The 15,322-nt window shown below is 61.5% G+C and carries 13 protein-coding genes and 1 tRNA gene; 10 read left to right on the top strand and 4 right to left on the bottom strand.

Annotation, left to right across the window (positions count from 1 at the left end; translation table 11 throughout):
- Nucleotides 1-94: 94 nt before the first annotated feature.
- Complete coding sequence (locus AC6I99_RS10815; protein WP_497945166.1) at nt 95-235, bottom strand: hypothetical protein; 141 nt, start codon at nt 233-235, stop codon at nt 95-97.
- A 223-nt stretch (nt 236-458) separates the two neighbouring features.
- On the opposite strand from AC6I99_RS10815, the gene AC6I99_RS10810 reads away from it, so the two are divergent.
- Entirely contained in the window at nt 459-1,271 is an 813-nt protein-coding gene (locus AC6I99_RS10810) for an MBL fold metallo-hydrolase (RefSeq protein WP_497945167.1), read from the top strand.
- Nucleotides 1,272-1,301: 30 nt separating this feature from the next.
- Here the strand turns inward: AC6I99_RS10810 and AC6I99_RS10805 are convergent, their stop codons facing one another.
- Nucleotides 1,302-2,954, bottom strand: coding sequence for a helix-turn-helix domain-containing protein (locus AC6I99_RS10805; RefSeq protein ID WP_276573605.1), 1,653 nt, complete (start codon nt 2,952-2,954; stop codon nt 1,302-1,304).
- Nucleotides 2,955-3,112: 158 nt separating this feature from the next.
- On the opposite strand from AC6I99_RS10805, the gene AC6I99_RS10800 reads away from it, so the two are divergent.
- From AC6I99_RS10800 to AC6I99_RS10775, 6 genes are all read left to right on the top strand, one after another.
- Nucleotides 3,113-3,499: a hypothetical protein gene (locus AC6I99_RS10800; protein ID WP_224090088.1), complete on the top strand. Its 387-nt coding sequence runs from the start codon at nt 3,113-3,115 to the stop codon at nt 3,497-3,499.
- A 218-nt stretch (nt 3,500-3,717) separates the two neighbouring features.
- Entirely contained in the window at nt 3,718-4,113 is a 396-nt protein-coding gene (locus tag AC6I99_RS10795; RefSeq protein ID WP_224090087.1) for a hypothetical protein, read from the top strand.
- Between the two features lie 94 nt (nt 4,114-4,207).
- Nucleotides 4,208-4,882, top strand: coding sequence for a DUF6766 family protein (locus tag AC6I99_RS10790; RefSeq protein ID WP_224164289.1), 675 nt, complete (start codon nt 4,208-4,210; stop codon nt 4,880-4,882).
- 115 nt (nt 4,883-4,997) lie between these two features.
- Nucleotides 4,998-5,070: transfer RNA gene (locus AC6I99_RS10785), tRNA-Lys, on the top strand.
- Nucleotides 5,071-5,114: 44 nt separating this feature from the next.
- On the top strand, nt 5,115-6,011 hold the full coding sequence (locus tag AC6I99_RS10780; protein WP_224164288.1) for a LysR family transcriptional regulator: 897 nt from the start codon (nt 5,115-5,117) through the stop codon (nt 6,009-6,011).
- A 184-nt stretch (nt 6,012-6,195) separates the two neighbouring features.
- On the top strand, nt 6,196-7,683 hold the full coding sequence (locus AC6I99_RS10775) for an NAD-dependent succinate-semialdehyde dehydrogenase (RefSeq protein WP_224164287.1): 1,488 nt from the start codon (nt 6,196-6,198) through the stop codon (nt 7,681-7,683).
- A gap of 230 nt (nt 7,684-7,913) precedes the next feature.
- Here AC6I99_RS10775 and AC6I99_RS10770 read toward each other — a convergent pair whose 3' ends face one another.
- Both AC6I99_RS10770 and AC6I99_RS10765 read right to left on the bottom strand, forming a co-directional pair.
- Complete coding sequence (locus tag AC6I99_RS10770) at nt 7,914-9,329, bottom strand: ferredoxin reductase (RefSeq protein ID WP_224164286.1); 1,416 nt, start codon at nt 9,327-9,329, stop codon at nt 7,914-7,916.
- Nucleotides 9,326-10,627 (bottom strand): aromatic ring-hydroxylating oxygenase subunit alpha, encoded by a 1,302-nt coding sequence (locus tag AC6I99_RS10765; RefSeq protein WP_224164285.1) that lies wholly within the window; start codon nt 10,625-10,627, stop codon nt 9,326-9,328. The genes AC6I99_RS10770 and AC6I99_RS10765 overlap by 4 nt, the downstream gene beginning before the upstream one ends.
- A gap of 163 nt (nt 10,628-10,790) precedes the next feature.
- Between AC6I99_RS10765 and AC6I99_RS10760 the strand changes: the two genes are divergently transcribed.
- The 3 genes from AC6I99_RS10760 to AC6I99_RS10750 all read left to right on the top strand — a co-directional run bounded on the left by AC6I99_RS10760 (nt 10,791) and on the right by AC6I99_RS10750 (nt 15,275).
- Complete coding sequence (locus AC6I99_RS10760; RefSeq protein WP_224090081.1) at nt 10,791-11,723, top strand: LysR family transcriptional regulator; 933 nt, start codon at nt 10,791-10,793, stop codon at nt 11,721-11,723.
- 487 nt (nt 11,724-12,210) lie between these two features.
- Nucleotides 12,211-13,248, top strand: a complete 1,038-nt coding sequence (locus tag AC6I99_RS10755) for a quaternary amine ABC transporter ATP-binding protein (RefSeq protein ID WP_497945169.1) — start codon at nt 12,211-12,213, stop codon at nt 13,246-13,248.
- A complete protein-coding gene (locus tag AC6I99_RS10750) occupies nt 13,248-15,275 on the top strand; it encodes an ABC transporter permease (protein ID WP_224090077.1) in 2,028 nt (675 codons plus the stop codon). The genes AC6I99_RS10755 and AC6I99_RS10750 overlap by 1 nt, the downstream gene beginning before the upstream one ends.
- Nucleotides 15,276-15,322: the final 47 nt, after the last annotated feature.

Raw genomic sequence — 15,322 nt, 5'->3', positions numbered from 1 at the left:
CATGGGTGGTCGGAGAAGGGTTGGGGCGCGATGCTGCCCCAACCCTTTTCACGGTTGCGTACTTTCACACGCAAGGAATTTGTTCAAAGGGTGTCTAGATGAATATGAGGCCAGCCCACGGTGTGGCAACCGGCGTCGTGCCGTCGAACACGGAGCGGAACTCTTCATCGAGCAGAGCGCCCATGGTCAGTTCCTGTGAATGTTCCATGATCTCATCAGAGCGTGAACCAGACATCTTTGTCTCCTTAGTTCGGACATGAGGAGCGGGCCACCGCTTGCGGTGCCCCCATGCTTCCAGACACAGTTTATATCGTTACCATGACGCTCGTAAAGAGATCGACATATAGATTTCTGGCGTAGCGGGGCTGGAGTAGAAGGCTGATACAGCGTAAATTGGCGCCAGGTTCGGAGCAGAAGGAGACCGGATACGTCCGGGACCTGAGCGGGAAGGGATAGCTGTGCTGATCTGCGCAACCTGTGCCGTTGAACGCGACGAGCCGACGCCGGAAGTCTGCCCGATCTGCGCCGACGAGCGCCAGTACGTGCCCGAGGACGGACAAACGTGGATTTCACTCGACGAATTGGCGCAGGCTGGCCAGCAGTTACTGCTGGAAGAGAACGAGCCGGGACTTATCGGCATCAGAGCTGCGCCGAAAGTCGGGATCGGTCAAACTGCCCAGCTTGTAGTGACACCACAGGGTTCGCTGCTGTGGGACCCCGTTGGATTTGTTGATGACATCAGCGTGAAAGCAGTCCTTGAACGAGGCCCGGTTGTGGCGATTGCAGCCAGCCATCCCCACATGTTCGGGGTACAGGTGGAATGGTCACGCCGGCTTGGCGGCGTCCCCGTGCTTGTGGCGGACGCCGACCGGCAGTGGGTTGGTCGGAATGATGCGGTCATCTCCTACTGGTCCGGCAGCAGGACCATCACCGAAGGATTGACGTTGCACCAGACCGGAGGCCACTTCCCCGGGAGCGCGGTAGCGCACTGGACTGCGGGAGCAGGAGGCAAGGGGGTCCTGCTGACCGGAGATAGCGTGTTTCCAAATCCGGACCGCCGCTCCATCGCCTTCATGCGTAGCTACCCGAATCATCTGCCGCTTTCGGGTGCGGTAGCGTTGCGGGTCACCGCACAACTGGAAGAACTCACGTTCGACAGGATCTACGGCAACTTCAACAACATCATCGCCTCCGAAGCCAAAGCCGTTCTGCACGATTCAGCCCAACGGCATGCTGCCTGGGCGCGAGGCGACTTTGACCATTTGACGTGATGGGGCAACCTGGCGCCCAAAGACACTCGGCTACGGGGCGATGTTGACGATCCCCTGGCCGATGGCATGCGTGGCTGCTTGCGTTCGGGAGCTCACGCCGAGCTTTTCGAGAATATTGGTTACGTGCCGGTGGACGGTCCGCTCGCTGATGAACAACTCGCCGGCAATTGCCCGGTTCGTCCGGCCACGCACGATCAAACGGAGCACCTCCAATTCGCGCGGCGAGAGCCCGTATTGAGGGGAAACACCCTGCTGCCGGAGCATGTTCTCAACCTCGGCCAGGTCGGCACGGGCGCCGAGACGCCTGAATTCCTGTCGCGCTGATTCAAGCTCAAAGCCTGCGGCCTCGTGGTCCCGCACACCCCGGCAGGCCGTCGCGAGGAGGACCGAGCACCGCGCGACTTCGTAGGGGACATCCAGCCCACGCCATAGGTCAGCGGCCCGTCGAAGTTCGGGAAGTGCCTTCTGACAGTCACCGTCGGCAAGAGCAAGCTCGCCCAGGGCCCGCGCGTGGGCTGCGCGAACACTGTCAGAGGCGAAATGCTCGGCGAGGCTGCCTATCTCCTCGGCAGCGGCCGCGGCCTCGCGGCCAGCCCCGGCCGCAAGAAGGACCGTCACCGCCGCGGGCAGCAGGTCCACGCGAGCACCTGATCCCGCGGATTCCCCGAGTGCGCGCCGGATACCCGCGGCCGCCGCTGGAACATCGCCCAGGGAAAGCCTGAGCAGTGCCAGCCCCGGCTGCGTAGGACCTCCCGAGAAGGCGGCCGCCCGGAAGGACGCCTCTGCCTCGGGGAAATCCCCGAAAAGACGATGCGATTCACCGAGTTCGTAGCGGGCGTGGCCGATAAGGCGTGTGCCCGCACCGTCGGCCAAACTCCGACATGCCTCCTGAAGCTCAGCGAGGGCCGCCGCCCATTGTCCCGCGAGCCGGAGATGGACTGCCCGGTATGTAAGGCAATTGCCATAGAAGGGCCCGCCGAATGGGGGCACCGCATCCAACCACGATCCAAGGGCTATGCTCCACTCGCGGACCCGCGACACATCCCGGGCCTCCATCTGGCACGTGCCGATCGCCGCGCAGAAGAGCAGGCTCGTGGTCCTGGGGGTGGTTTCGCCCACCACAACACGGAGCATCGCATCGTCCAGCCAAGCCAGTCCGTCCGCGAGGTGGCCGGACTTGACCAGTGCGCGGCCGGTAAGAAGCGTCGAAAAAGCCAGCTGATCGGCGTCGTGCGCGGCAGTGGCCGTCGCCCGGGCGCGCGCGAGAAGTACGCCCGCCTCGTCATACGCGCCCGCCGCGATGAGACCGTAAGCCTTAGTGATGAGCAGCCAACCGGGGTCTCCCCCCACGTCATCCGGACCGAGTTCGCGAGCCCTTGCCATCCAGCCGCTGGCCTGGGCGAACTCATTATTGAGGTTGTACGCCTGCCACAGCCAGAACGCTGAGGCGAGCGCGGCGCGCACCTGACCCTCCGCTGCCCGCACTTCGAAGGAACGCTCAAGCGCGGGTATCGCATCCTCATTCAGCCCTGCGATCTGTGCGCACTCCGCGAAGCGCTCCACATCCTCTACCCCGAGTGCCGGCAGTCCGCCGGCGGCGCGAAACTCCTCGCACGCCTCCCGCCACTGGTACTCCATGTGGAGCGTCCGGGCCCTCGCCAGGTGATCTGCCTCGTCGGCCACGTCCACCTCCTGATCACCAGTATGCATCGGTGGACTGGGCAGAACTACCCAACGCCGGGACGGCGAAGCCGGCCCGAACTCCCGATGTCCGGGCGGGGCGCCAGCGGGATCCTGAAGGTAATCCGCAAGGTGCGGATCCCTTGATTCAGGAGGCAATCATGTCAGAGCCGTTCATCTACTTCAGCACATATAAGGTGCGGGCCGGTCATCTGGAGGAAGCCCTCGAAGCATGCCGCGAGGTGTCGCGGCTTGTGGAGAGCCGCGAGCCCAGGATGCTTATTTTCCAATTCTTCGGCGACGAATCAGGCCGGAAAATCACCTGCCTTCAGGTCCATGCCGAAGCAGAGTCCATGGCCAATCACATGTCCGTGATCAGCGATCATCTCGCACAGTCCGGTTCATGGATCGAGTCCTTCACCAATGCCGTCACACTGGGCGAGCCACCAGCCGTCCTGACGCAGTGGTATGAGGAGGCCGGCGAGCAACTGGATCAGTTCCCGCGGCGCATAGCGGGCATCACCAGAGTTGGGTCGCCCGTAGGGTGAGCACAGGCCCTGATGAAGGTCGCCATTGAGGACCACCGCGGAACTGCCCAAAGTCGCTGGATAAGGCGGCGACGTGCAGTTCACCTGGCTAAGCAGTTCCTGAGTTTACACTAAAGCCATAGCAGATCCTCAGGTTGCTTAGTGTCGGTGGCGGGGAGGAACGCATGGGTGCATGTCGAAGGTTCGGTTGCCTGGTCCAGTCTCTTAAGCTGGGGCCCATGCGCAGAATAATCCCCGCTACTGCCGCCAGCCTTCTCCTCTTTGCTGCGACAGGTTGCGCCGTAGATACTGCCGGCGCAACCAAGGTCGCTGAGGATTTCCATCGTGCCGTAGATGCCTCGGACTGGGCTGCTGCCTGTGATTTGCTGCAGCCCACGGTCCGGGACAAATCTGAAGAGCAGGACGGTGACGACTGCCAGACCCACTTGGCGTCACTACATCTTCGAGCTTCCGGAGAAGTGGTCAAAACCGAAGCCTATGGCCGGGAAGCATTGGTGCAGTTCGAGAGGGATAACGTTTTCGTCGCTGTTTCCGGCTCAAGTTGGCGTGTGACAGCTGCCGGATGCACTCAAAGGGAGGAAACCCCCTATTCCTGTGAAGTAGGAGGAAGATAGCAATGCGCGTCGCCTTTAGCCTCTATCTCATTCTCATTTTCGGTGGTCTTGCCTACCTGGCCTCCGTGGGACTGGTTAACGGATAGGACGCGACGTGAAAAAAGCCTTGAGGAACAACGGATTAAGCCTATTTTTCGGTCTGATCTTCATCCTTGCGTTGGCGGGTCAGGCCATTACTGGACAGGCCGTCTTCAACGAAGACCAACTCACTGCCGGCCTTGATGAAATCACCTTCCTCCAATACATCACTTCTTCCAGCTTCGCGGTTGACGTGTCGGAAAACTGGCAATCCGAGTACCTGCAGTTTCTCCTCTACATCACAGCCACCATTTGGCTGCTTCAGAAGGGGTCCCCGGAATCAAAAGAGCTGGACAAGCCAGGCCTGGAATCCGACGAAGAACAACTCGTCGGTGAACATGCCAACGCCAAGTCCCCCGCATGGGCCAAGGCAAAAGGTTGGCGCCTGACCGTATTCTCGAACTCGCTCGCCGCAACAATGGGCCTGATTTTTATCCTCTCGTGGCTGGTCCAGTCCATCACAGGCCACGTTGCCTTCAACGAAGAGCAACTTCGCAACTTCCAAGAGCCCCTGTCCTGGGCTGAGTACCTGGTATCACCTGACTTTTGGAACCGCACCCTGCAGAACTGGCAGTCGGAGTTCCTTGCCGTCGGATCCATGGTGGTCCTTTCCATTTACCTTCGCCAGCGGGGATCACCGGAGTCCAAACCTGTTGGCGCAGCCCATGATGCCACCGGAACCAGCGGCTGACCCGGCCGGGAATACCTCGTGGTGAGGCACGGTTAAAGATTGCGCCCACAATGAATCACGCCATGTGACCCTGGCCGAGCCGGAGTCCTGCGCGCATGGCTCCGGCGCGATTCCGGCATCCGTAGCTCAGTGGTCAGAGCAGGGGACTTTTAATCCTCGGGTCGTGGGTTCGAACCCCACCGGATGCACCGAAGTGGAAACTACCCCGCCTGCGCACGCGTAAGCTACCAGCATGCTCGACCTCCATCGCCTCACCCTCCTCAGGGAAGTCAAGCTGCACGGCAGCATGAGTGCCGCCGCCCGCGAACTTTCGTACAGCCACTCCGCGATCTCACAGCAGCTCGGTTTGTTGGAAAAGGAAACAGGTGTCGTTCTTCTCGAACGGGTGGGGCGCAATGTCCGGCTCACCCCTGCAGGCGAGGAACTCGTACGCAATACCGAGGCAATACTGACCGCGATGGAGCGCGCCGAAGCTGATCTTGCGACCTCCCATGAACGGCCCCAGGGGATTGTGACCATAGCGGCATTCAGCACTATCAGCCGAAGCGTAATGCCTTTTGCGCTGGCCGAACTGGCCCGAAACTATCCCGGACTGGACGTCAGGTTGCGACGCGAGGATCCCGAGCAGGCAGTCGTTCAGCTGATCTCCCGGCAGGTCGATGCCGTGGTCAGCGATGCGTTTCCCGGGACTGCAGTGGCTCCGCCCGGAGGAGTGCACACCACCCTGATCGGCCAGGACCCAATCCGCGGCTATCTGCCGCATGGCCTGGAGTTTGCTGACTTTGACGATCTAAAGCAACTGCGCTGGGTAGCAGAGCCACTGCACACCGCCTCATCACAATGGGCCGTGCGCGTCTGCCGCGAACTAGGCATCGATCCGGTCATCTCCTATGTTTCTTCGGACCTTCTTTTCCACCTCCGCATGGTTGAACAGGGCCTCGCCGCGGCCTTCCTGCCTGACATGGTGCTGCGTGAAGCCGGCAGTGTGATGACGCCCAGCTCCTGGCTGCCAGCGGATCAACAGCGCAGCATCCAGTTCCTGGTTCGGTCCGGCTCTGAGCGCAGCGCTTCCCTGACTGCCGTGCGGGAAGCAATAACCCAAGTGCTGCACGCCAAACACAACATGTAAGAAAAACTTACATAAGTACGTCAAAAAGGTTCGCTTTTATTTACTTTCGCACGTAATTACATTGGCTTTAGGCACAAAACCATCATGCGTTGGTTATCGATCGCGGCGAAACGCAGATCATCCGTTGGAGATGTACGCGTCTTCGTACCGCCATCGACCAGGCCAGTACTGAAAGAGAGAATCGATGAGCCTCATATCCGACGTCGCTGCACCCCTGATTGCGGCCGACTCCGCCAGCGTCAAACATGCCGATGCCGTCATCCGATCCATCAGCCTTCCCAGCTCGGGCATCGAAGTCCAGGACCCCGCGACAGGCGAAACCATAGCCCATGTCCCCGACGCCGATGTTGAGGCCGCGCTGGAAGCTGTTGCGACAGCCGACAAGGCTGGAACGCCCTGGGCCAGGTCCAGCCTCCGCCAGCGCGCCGACGTACTCCACGCCTGGTACAACAAACTCGTTGAACACACCGAAGACCTCGCCCACCTGATCTCCCGCGAAATGGGCAAGCCCCTCGCCGAAGCCCGCGGCGAGGTCAAGTACGGAACCGATTTCGTCCGCTGGTACGCCGAGGAAGCAGTCCGCCCCGCAGGAAACTTCCGCGAGACACCGGATGGTGGTGCGAGCCTCCTGACACGCCGCTCCCCCGTCGGCCTGGCGGTCCTGATCACGCCATGGAATTTCCCCTTGGCGATGGCCACCCGAAAAATCGCACCCGCCCTGGCTGCGGGATGCCCCGTAGTCATCAAGCCTGCGACCCTCACCCCCCTCACGACGTACTTTGCCGTTCAACTCGCGGTCGAGGCAGGGGTACCGGAAGAACTTATCCAGGTCATCACGACCTCAAAATCAGGTGCGTTCAGCGAAGCCGTCCTGCTCGATCCCAGAGTCAGGAAAGTTTCTTTCACTGGATCGACGCCGGTGGGACGCCAGCTGTTGCAGCTTGCCTCCCAGAATGTCCTCCGAAGCTCAATGGAGCTTGGCGGCAACGCACCGCTCATCGTCTTCAACGACGCCGATCTGCAGCGGGCAGTGGACGGAACGTTTGCCGCGAAACTCCGCAATGGCGGCCAGTCCTGCATTGGAGCCAACCGGATCTACGTCCAGGACGGAATAGCCGATGACTTTGTTGCAGCGCTCACCGAACGCTTCGCCCAGGTCGCTGTGGGAAGCGGGCTCGGACAGCAGACCGGACTCGGCGCGCTGATCGACGACCGTGCAGTCGCCCAAATGCAGGCCTACACCGAGAACGCCGTGGCTCTGGGAGCCACACTGCTCACCGGCGGCCACGGTTACGACTCCGCAGGCAATTTCTTCGCCCCGACCGTCCTGGACCGCGTCACCGAGGATTCCGACGTCGCCCAGTCCGAGATTTTTGGCCCCATCGCGGCGATACAGCGCTTCAGCTCCGAAGCCGAAGTGATTGCCCGCGCCAACGCCACGGAATTCGGCCTCGCCGGCTACGTCTTCACCGAGAACCTGGACCGCGCCCTTAATGTCGCCGACAATCTCCAGACAGGAATCGTCGGCATCAACCAAGGCGTCCCATCCAACGCAGCCGCCCCCTTCGGAGGCGTCAAGCAGTCAGGTCTCGGACGCGAAGGAAGCGCCGAGGGCCTCGAAGAATACGAGAACATCCGCTTCTACAACGTAGCGCGACGCGCCACATCCTAGCCCGTGGCAAGGCTAAGGGCCGGACATCTGCATTGCTGCAGTTGTCCGGCCCTGGCCGACGGAACCCTTGGGCACCAACCGCCAAACGTTGGGGGGTTATTGGCAGTTATTTGGGCTCCGCTGCATCCAGTAAAGACCAACGGGCAGTCTTGGTGCACGAGTAGTTTGTACTCGTCTTTCGTCCGTAACCGTGGCCACGCTACCTGTCCCGCTATCTCCGCAGCTGGAAGCTAGGCATCAATCACCATATCGGTCCGGGCTGTGGAGCAGCAGGGCAGGAACTTGCCTGCATCGATTTCCCTGGCCCGGATCCCGCCCTGGTGGTTCATCTCCACCTCCCCGGAAAGCTTGACGACCTTGCAGGAGCCACACATGCCTTCCTTGCAGTTTGCGCCGATCCTGACGCCCGCACGCTGGGCCGCCCCCAGAATGTGCTCGGTGGGATCGATGCGTACATTGATTCCCGTGCGCATGAAGGACAGCGTGAGGCTTCCCGTTCCGACGGTGTCGAAACTTGAGGCATCCGGGGACGCGGTCTCCGGCTCGGTGTCCGAACCGCCGTCGAGGGCTTCCGGACCAGCCGCATCCGCATCGACGGTTTCCAGCGGCAGTCCCCCGGCCTTCAGGGTTCCCTCGGCGTCGTAGCCTGGCTCGTAGAGCCCGAACGCTGTGGGCTGGCTTTCAAAGTAGTCCTCGGCGGAATCGGCGATTTCCTCCGCGATTTCCTCGGCAATGTCCGCTGCATGCGCCAGCTCCGCCTGGTATTCAAGGAGCGTCTGGCGGTCGCCGGTGAAGAACTCCATGTAGATGGAGGTGTCGTCGACGCCCACCTTCTTGAGGAGCTCGGTGGCAGTGTTCAGGTAGCCCTCGGGACCGCAGGCATACACCTGGCGGCCGTTGGCATCGGGGGCCACCTCGTCGAGCATGGCCGCCGTCAGCCTCCCGCTGAGTCCTTCCCACCCCTCGGGTTTGCTGCGGTCACCCAGGGAATAGAAGACCTTTACGCGCGAGTCCACGGACGCTATGTACGCCAATTCCTGGTGGAAGGCAAAACCCCCGGCTTCCGCTCCGTGGTACAGGACAACAACGTCAGCATGCCCCGGCAAGGAGTGGATGGTCCGCACCATGGACATGATGGGCGTAATGCCGGCTCCAGCAGCGAGCAAGAGGTAACGAGCACGCCGGTCCGCGTCGGGCAGGTGGAACGCGCCGACTGGCCCGAGCATCTCCAGGACGGTACCTGGCTTGACGTTTTCGTGCACCCACGGCGAAACCAGGCCGCCACCATCGCGCTTGACGCTGATGCTGAAAGTCCACGGCTCGGTGGGCGAACTGGACAGCGAGTAGCTGCGGTCCACCGGTTCCTTGTCCTCGCCGTTCACGGGAAAGGCCACGTTGACGTACTGCCCTGCACGGAACGCAAGAGGGGCGCCGTCGCAGCGCCGGAACACGAACGTCATGAGGCCGCCCGCTTCCGGAACGGTTTCCACGCATTCAGCCATGAACTCCTGCGGGTGCCAGGGGCCCAGGGCACGGGCAGCACGGGCGGGTGCCTCGGTGCTGCCCATCACCCTGTTCCACGGCATTTCAAGTCCACGGATCCGCTGTGGCTCCTGGATTGCCGTCTCTGTGAGGAGTTCAATCATGCCAAGTGCTCCTGCACGCGCTGTACGTACCAGTTGATGAACGCCTCAACCTGGTATTCGCTCTTCATGTACGGGCCGGGCTCGTAGGCGGGGCTGCCGGCGCCCTGCTGGCACAGCTCCACGAAGGCCTTGTCCTGCAGGTTGGTCTGCTTCCAGGTGTAGGTCAGCTTCTCGAGGTCGTAGTCAACGCCTTCCACGGCATCGTCGGCTACCAGCCAGGTGGTGCGGACCAAGGACTGGTGCTCATTGATCGGGAAGACACCGAAGGTGATCACGTGGTCGCCCAGGAAGTGGAACCAGCTGTTGGGCTGCAGGTGCATCGAGCAGCGGCCAAGGCGGAAGTCGGGCAGGTCACCGAGCAGCTTCTTGGACAGCCGGCGGCCATCGGCGGAGAACGATTCGCCCTCACCGTCCAGGGATTCGCGCGAGATGCGGATTCCGGCGATACGGGTGTCCAGTTCCTCAACTACCTCGTAGGGCAGGCCGTAACGGCGGCAACGCTCTTCGAGCGAGGACTGTGCTTCCTTGTTGCGGTCCCAAACTTCCTCGAGATGGGCCGGGATCAGCCCCTCGGTCAGGCCCCACGTGGGGAAGAGCGAGCAGGCGAGTTCCGGATGCCCGTCGCAGTGGTAGCACTCACGGTTGTTCTCCATGACGAGCTTCCAGTTGCCCTCTTCGATGATGTTCTGCTGGTAGGCAATCTTCGTCTTGGACAGATCGTGGGGCGCGAGGTAGGGCTCGAAGATCTTGGAGGTCTCGTCAAAGTCCGTCGGCGGTTCATCAGCGATGCAGACGAAGATGAGGCCGGCAACTTCGCGGCTGTGCGCACGCTTGAGCGCGAAGCAGTTCTTGTCGAACTTCGCTTCGCCGGGAGCGGAGGCGTGGATCAGGTTACCTTCCGCGGAATAGGTCCAGGAGTGGTAGCCACAAACGAGGTTGCCAGTGGACCCGGCAGCTTCGGTCAGGACGCGGGCGCCACGGTGGCGGCACACGTTGTGCAGGACGTTCACGCCGCCGTCGTCGTTCCGCAGCACAATCAGCGAGTAGGGGCCATAATCCACAGTGATGTAGTCACCCGGCTCCGGGAGTTCTGCGACGCTGCCGGCAAAGATCCAGTGCTGGCCAAAAATGGCCTCCATGTCGATCTTGAAAATCGTGGGGTCTGTGTAGAAGGGGGCATCGAGGGAATATCCCGTGCGCCGGAACTCGAACAACTGGCTGATCTCTGCCAGCTGCTCTGCAGGCAATGATGAAGCGAGTTTTCCGCGTGAATTGAGGGGCAAGACTGGAGCAGACATGTGTTTCCTCCCGGGAGGCCTGGGTTAGCGTGCGATTCATGGCGACCAAGGGTGCTTGGGTGCAACCGATGTTGTATTCAAAATCCTTGTAGTCATGAGATTAGGGACGAATGCGCTGCAACAAAAGCGCAACATTTGGAAGATAACCGTGCACAATAGGTGCATGATCGATGCGAGACTCATCACACTTCGGGTGTTTGCCCGCTGCGGCACCATTGGCGCCACCGCGGAGCTCACAGGTTATTCTCCCTCCGCCGTGTCGGCGCAGTTGCGGGAGCTCCAACGCGTACTTGGAATGCAGCTGCTGACGAAGGACGGCCGGGGGGTGCGGCTGACCGCCACGGGCCGCTTTCTCGTGGCGGGTTCGGACACGCTCATTGCCGACTGGGAGAGCCTGCGCGCCGCAGCCATGAAGGCCGGGGACCAGGTCCAGTCGCATTTTGGCCTCGGCGGATTCTCGACGGCGGCCGCCCAGTTGCTTGCGCCACTCGCCGCGACTCTTCGCTCAACGCGCCCCCAACTGGAAGTGCAAGTACTCGAGGCCAACCCGGCCCGCTGCTTCGACTTGTTGGTTGCCGAGCGAATCGACCTTGCAGTCATCGTCGCCATGCAGTCCGACACATACGCCGAGGACGATCCGCGCTTCGAACAGACCGTCCTGCTCGATGACCCCCTGGACGTCATCATTCCCTCTGACCATCCGTTGGCATCGCGGGAGACGGTGACACTCCAGGAGCTGGCGTCGGAACCCTGGATTACGGAGGCCGCCGGCTCGACCTACCATTCCCTCTTCACTGCGGCGTTCACCGCGGCCGGGGTAACACCACGAATTGCCCACGAGGCCGTCGAGTGGGAAACCCAAATCGCCTTCGTGGGCGCAGGGCTGGGCGTGGGCCTGCTGCCGAGACTGGCGCCGCTGCGTAGTGCAGAAAACGTAGTTCGGCTCCGTATCACGGGCAGGGGTAAGCCGTCGCGCCGCATTGTCGCTGCCGTACGCCGCGGCAGCATCACCTCTCCCCTGATCCAGGAATCGCTCGGCATCCTCCAGTTGAGCGCCAATCGAATTCTCACTGCCCGGCCCGAAGACGACCTCTGAGATCCTCACACCGGTCAGAACCAGTACGGGCCAATGCCGTCATACGACTCGACGGCACCGTCACAAAGCAGCTTCCCTCACGGTGACCCTTCCCTTGACGTGGTCCAGCGCCCAACCCGCCAATCATTGGGATGGCGCAAGCGTCGTCCACGGTGGCTGTTGGCCATCGTTTTTATTTATTTCCAAACCTTGACAGGTGGAGTGAGATACATCACTGTTGCGTATTACGGGTGATGTTGATGCATGCACAACCAGCAACATGCAGATCAAGTCCGTTCGCAGCGAAGAAGATTTACAGTGCCCTCGCGACATCGCGCAAGGATTTGCCCGCGGGCGTCTGGAGCATGGCGTTGAGAGCGCTGCCTCCACCGGCGTATCCCCCAGCTTTCCCCAAGCTCAGTGGGGGACTTCGGCGAAAAGGCAAGCAGCAAGACATCCACTCAAAGCCCGGCCATTGGTTCGAGCCGCCATAAGCAGGAGTACAGCAATGAACAGCCCCGACATCTCAGTACGGAACCTCTGGAAAGTCTTTGGCCCCGCTGGTGAAAAGATCCCTGGTGATCCCCGGCTTTCGTCCCTTAGCTCTGCTGAACTGTTGGCAGCCTCAGGCTGCGTAGCGGCCGTCCGCAACCTAAGTTTCGACGTCGCAAAGGGTGAGGTCTTCGTCGTTATGGGTCTCTCGGGATCCGGCAAATCAACCCTTGTCCGCTGCCTCACCCGGCTTATTGAACCCACTTCAGGGCAGGTAATGGTGGACGGCAGGGACGTCCTGCAGGCAGGCGTTGGGGAGCTGCGGGAACTTCGCCGGCGGAAGATGTCCATGGTGTTCCAGCACTTCGGACTCCTGCCTCACCGGACGGTTTTGGACAACGTATCCTACGGCCTGCAAATCCGGGGGGCGGCTAAGAATGAGCGCTACGGCCGGGCTCGGGAAATCATTGAACTGGTCGGCCTGAAGGGGTACGAACAGCACTATCCGGACCAGCTGTCCGGCGGTATGCAGCAGCGTGTCGGCCTTGGCCGGGCTTTGGCAGGCGACCCGGACACCATCCTTTTCGACGAGCCCTTCTCTGCATTGGATCCCCTCATCAGGCGTGACATGCAGGCCGAGGTGATCCGACTCCACAAGGAAATGGGGAAGACCATGGTGTTCGTCACCCATGACCTTTCCGAGGCACTCAAGCTCGGGGACCGCATCCTGATCATGCGCAACGGCGAGATGGTCCAGTGCGGCACCGGGGATGAGTTGGTGGGATCTCCGGCAGATCAGTACATTGAGGATTTTGTGTCCGAAGTTCCCCGCGCGGACGTCCTGACCTTGAAGTGGATTATGCGTCCCTTGATGGATGGAACGCCCCTGGATGCTCCGGTCCTCAGTTCCGGCATGATCATCCGGGACGCCATAACAACCGTGATGCATTCCTCCTGCCCCGTCCTCGTGGAGGATGAAGCAGGCAGGATCATCGGGCAGATCGACCGTGACAGCATCCTCTCTGTGCTGCAGCCAGCGGAAGCAGCGGCCTGATGACTACGCTTGTCCGGGATCAGGAAAAGATCCAGCCAGCCTCCTCCCCTGTTAAGGAACCGCGCCGCCTGCCCAGTCGCCGCACCATGCTGCTGGTTGGCGCGGGCGTCATCTGGATCCTGGGCTTTCTGATCCTGCACGGGACGTCCACCCTGACTTTGCCTGCCTCCGAGTTGACGGATCTGCACCGCTCACTCAACCAGTTCAACGCCTGGGTTGCGGCCAACCGGGCCGACAACCCCGTCTTCCTGTATATCTTCACACCACTGCGGGCCGTGGTGGACAACGTCGCCAACCTCTTCATCACGCTCTTTGCGGCGAGTTCCACCGGCCTGCGGCTGCCTGAAATTGGCTGGCTAGGAACCGTAGGACTACTTGGCTGGATTGCGTTCGCCGTCGGGAACGTCCGCGTGGCTCTCCTGACCCTATCCGTCTTTACCTTCTTCGGCATCCAGGGTCTGTTCGTTGAGGCCACCTACACGTTCGCCTTGGTTCTTACCGCTGTGCTGCTGACACTCCTGATTGGGATCCCGCTCGGTATCCTCGCCGGTGTCTCCACCCGGGTTGCCACAGTGATCACGCCGGTACTGGACTTCATGCAGACGCTGCCCACATTCGTCTACCTGGCCCCCTTGGCGCTCATCTTCCTCATCGGCCCGGCCTCGGCCGTCATTGCCACTGTCATCTACGCCGCGCCTCCGGTAATCCGCCTCACGGCCCACGGTATCCGAAGCATCCCGGAGAACACCCGGGAAGCCTCGGACTCGCTGGGTACCACGGGCCTGCAGCGGCTGCTTACCCTGCAGCTTCCCATGGCCAGGCGCACAGTTGTCATGGGAATCAACCAAAGCACCATGGCGGCTCTGTCCATGGTCACTATTGCGGCACTGATCGCCGCTCCAGGACTCGGCCAGGTCGTTGTCCGCGCGCTGCAATCGCTCGACGTCGGAACTGCAGTAAATGCCGGCCTCTCCATCGTCCTGCTCGCGATCGTGCTGGACCGGGTAACCACTGCAGCCAGCCGCCGGGCGGAACCGGGCGCTGCCCGGAACGGCCGGATCTCGCGCAGGAACCGATACATAGTCCTGGGTGTCACGCTGGGCCTGGCCCTGGTCATGGTCCAGTTGTCCAGGAGCTCATTGTGGGCCGCGGCTTTCCCGAAGGACTTCAACATCGGCCCGGCGATTGTCCAGGCGGTGAGCTCGGCAAGCCAGTGGATGCAGAGCAACCTGTCCCTGTTCACAGTGTCCCTGCGTGAATCGGTCACCACTGGAATCCTGAACCCGTTCCAGTCCCTGCTCACAGACACCCCTTTCTACATCCTCGTGGGCGTCATTGCCCTGGCCGCTTACGCATTGGGCGGTTGGAAGCTCGCCGCCGTAACCACCGCCTGCCTTGGTGTCATCATCTACCTTGGCCTCTGGAGCGATTCCATGGTCACCCTCGCCGGAACGCTGGTGGCCACCGCGCTTGTCATGGTCCTTGGTGTGGTCTTCGGTGTCGCGATGGGCCGTTCCGAAAGGGTAGACCAAGTCCTTCGGCCAATTCTGGACGCCGGCCAGACGATGCCCGCGTTCGTTTATCTTGTTCCGTTCCTGGGACTCTTCGGCGCTACCCGTTTCACGGCGATCATCGCAGGCATCATCTACGCAGCTCCTGTCGCCATCAAAATCACCGCCGATGGCATCGCAGCAATCTCACCCACTGTCCTTGAAGCTGCCATTTCCAGCGGCTCAACGCCTTGGCAGGTCATTACCAAGGTCCAGTTGCCGATGGCCAGGAAGTCCCTGGCACTCGCCGCCAACCAAGGGCTGATCTACGTCCTTGCCATGGTGGTCGTGGGTGCCCTGGTCGGTGCAGGCGGACTCGGGTACGACGTCGTCGCCGGCTTTGTCCAAAGTTCACTGTTCGGCAAGGGCCTGGCCGCAGGCCTTGCCATCGTGTTCCTCGGCATCCTGCTCGACAGGATGACCCAGGCTGCGGCAGCAACCCCGCTGCGGAAAATTGCCGCGGCCAAGACCCCATGAACCTGGTCGCTCCAATGAACAAACATTCCCGCCATACTCCCACCCCC

This window comes from Arthrobacter sp. TmtSoilC77, assembly GCF_059739415.1.
The sequence above is the reverse complement of the archived record's forward strand: the minus strand, read 5'-3'. Positions and strand labels throughout refer to the sequence as shown.

Coding starts and splice junctions, on each gene's coding strand:
- AC6I99_RS10815 (WP_497945166.1), bottom strand. CDS start 235: ATGTCTGGTTCACGCTCTGATGAGATCATGGAACATTCACAGGAACTG.
- AC6I99_RS10800 (WP_224090088.1), top strand. CDS start 3,113: ATGTCAGAGCCGTTCATCTACTTCAGCACATATAAGGTGCGGGCCGGT.
- AC6I99_RS10795 (WP_224090087.1), top strand. CDS start 3,718: ATGCGCAGAATAATCCCCGCTACTGCCGCCAGCCTTCTCCTCTTTGCT.
- AC6I99_RS10780 (WP_224164288.1), top strand. CDS start 5,115: ATGCTCGACCTCCATCGCCTCACCCTCCTCAGGGAAGTCAAGCTGCAC.
- AC6I99_RS10775 (WP_224164287.1), top strand. CDS start 6,196: ATGAGCCTCATATCCGACGTCGCTGCACCCCTGATTGCGGCCGACTCC.
- AC6I99_RS10770 (WP_224164286.1), bottom strand. CDS start 9,329: ATGATTGAACTCCTCACAGAGACGGCAATCCAGGAGCCACAGCGGATC.
- AC6I99_RS10765 (WP_224164285.1), bottom strand. CDS start 10,627: ATGTCTGCTCCAGTCTTGCCCCTCAATTCACGCGGAAAACTCGCTTCA.
- AC6I99_RS10760 (WP_224090081.1), top strand. CDS start 10,791: ATGATCGATGCGAGACTCATCACACTTCGGGTGTTTGCCCGCTGCGGC.
- AC6I99_RS10755 (WP_497945169.1), top strand. CDS start 12,211: ATGAACAGCCCCGACATCTCAGTACGGAACCTCTGGAAAGTCTTTGGC.
- AC6I99_RS10750 (WP_224090077.1), top strand. CDS start 13,248: ATGACTACGCTTGTCCGGGATCAGGAAAAGATCCAGCCAGCCTCCTCC.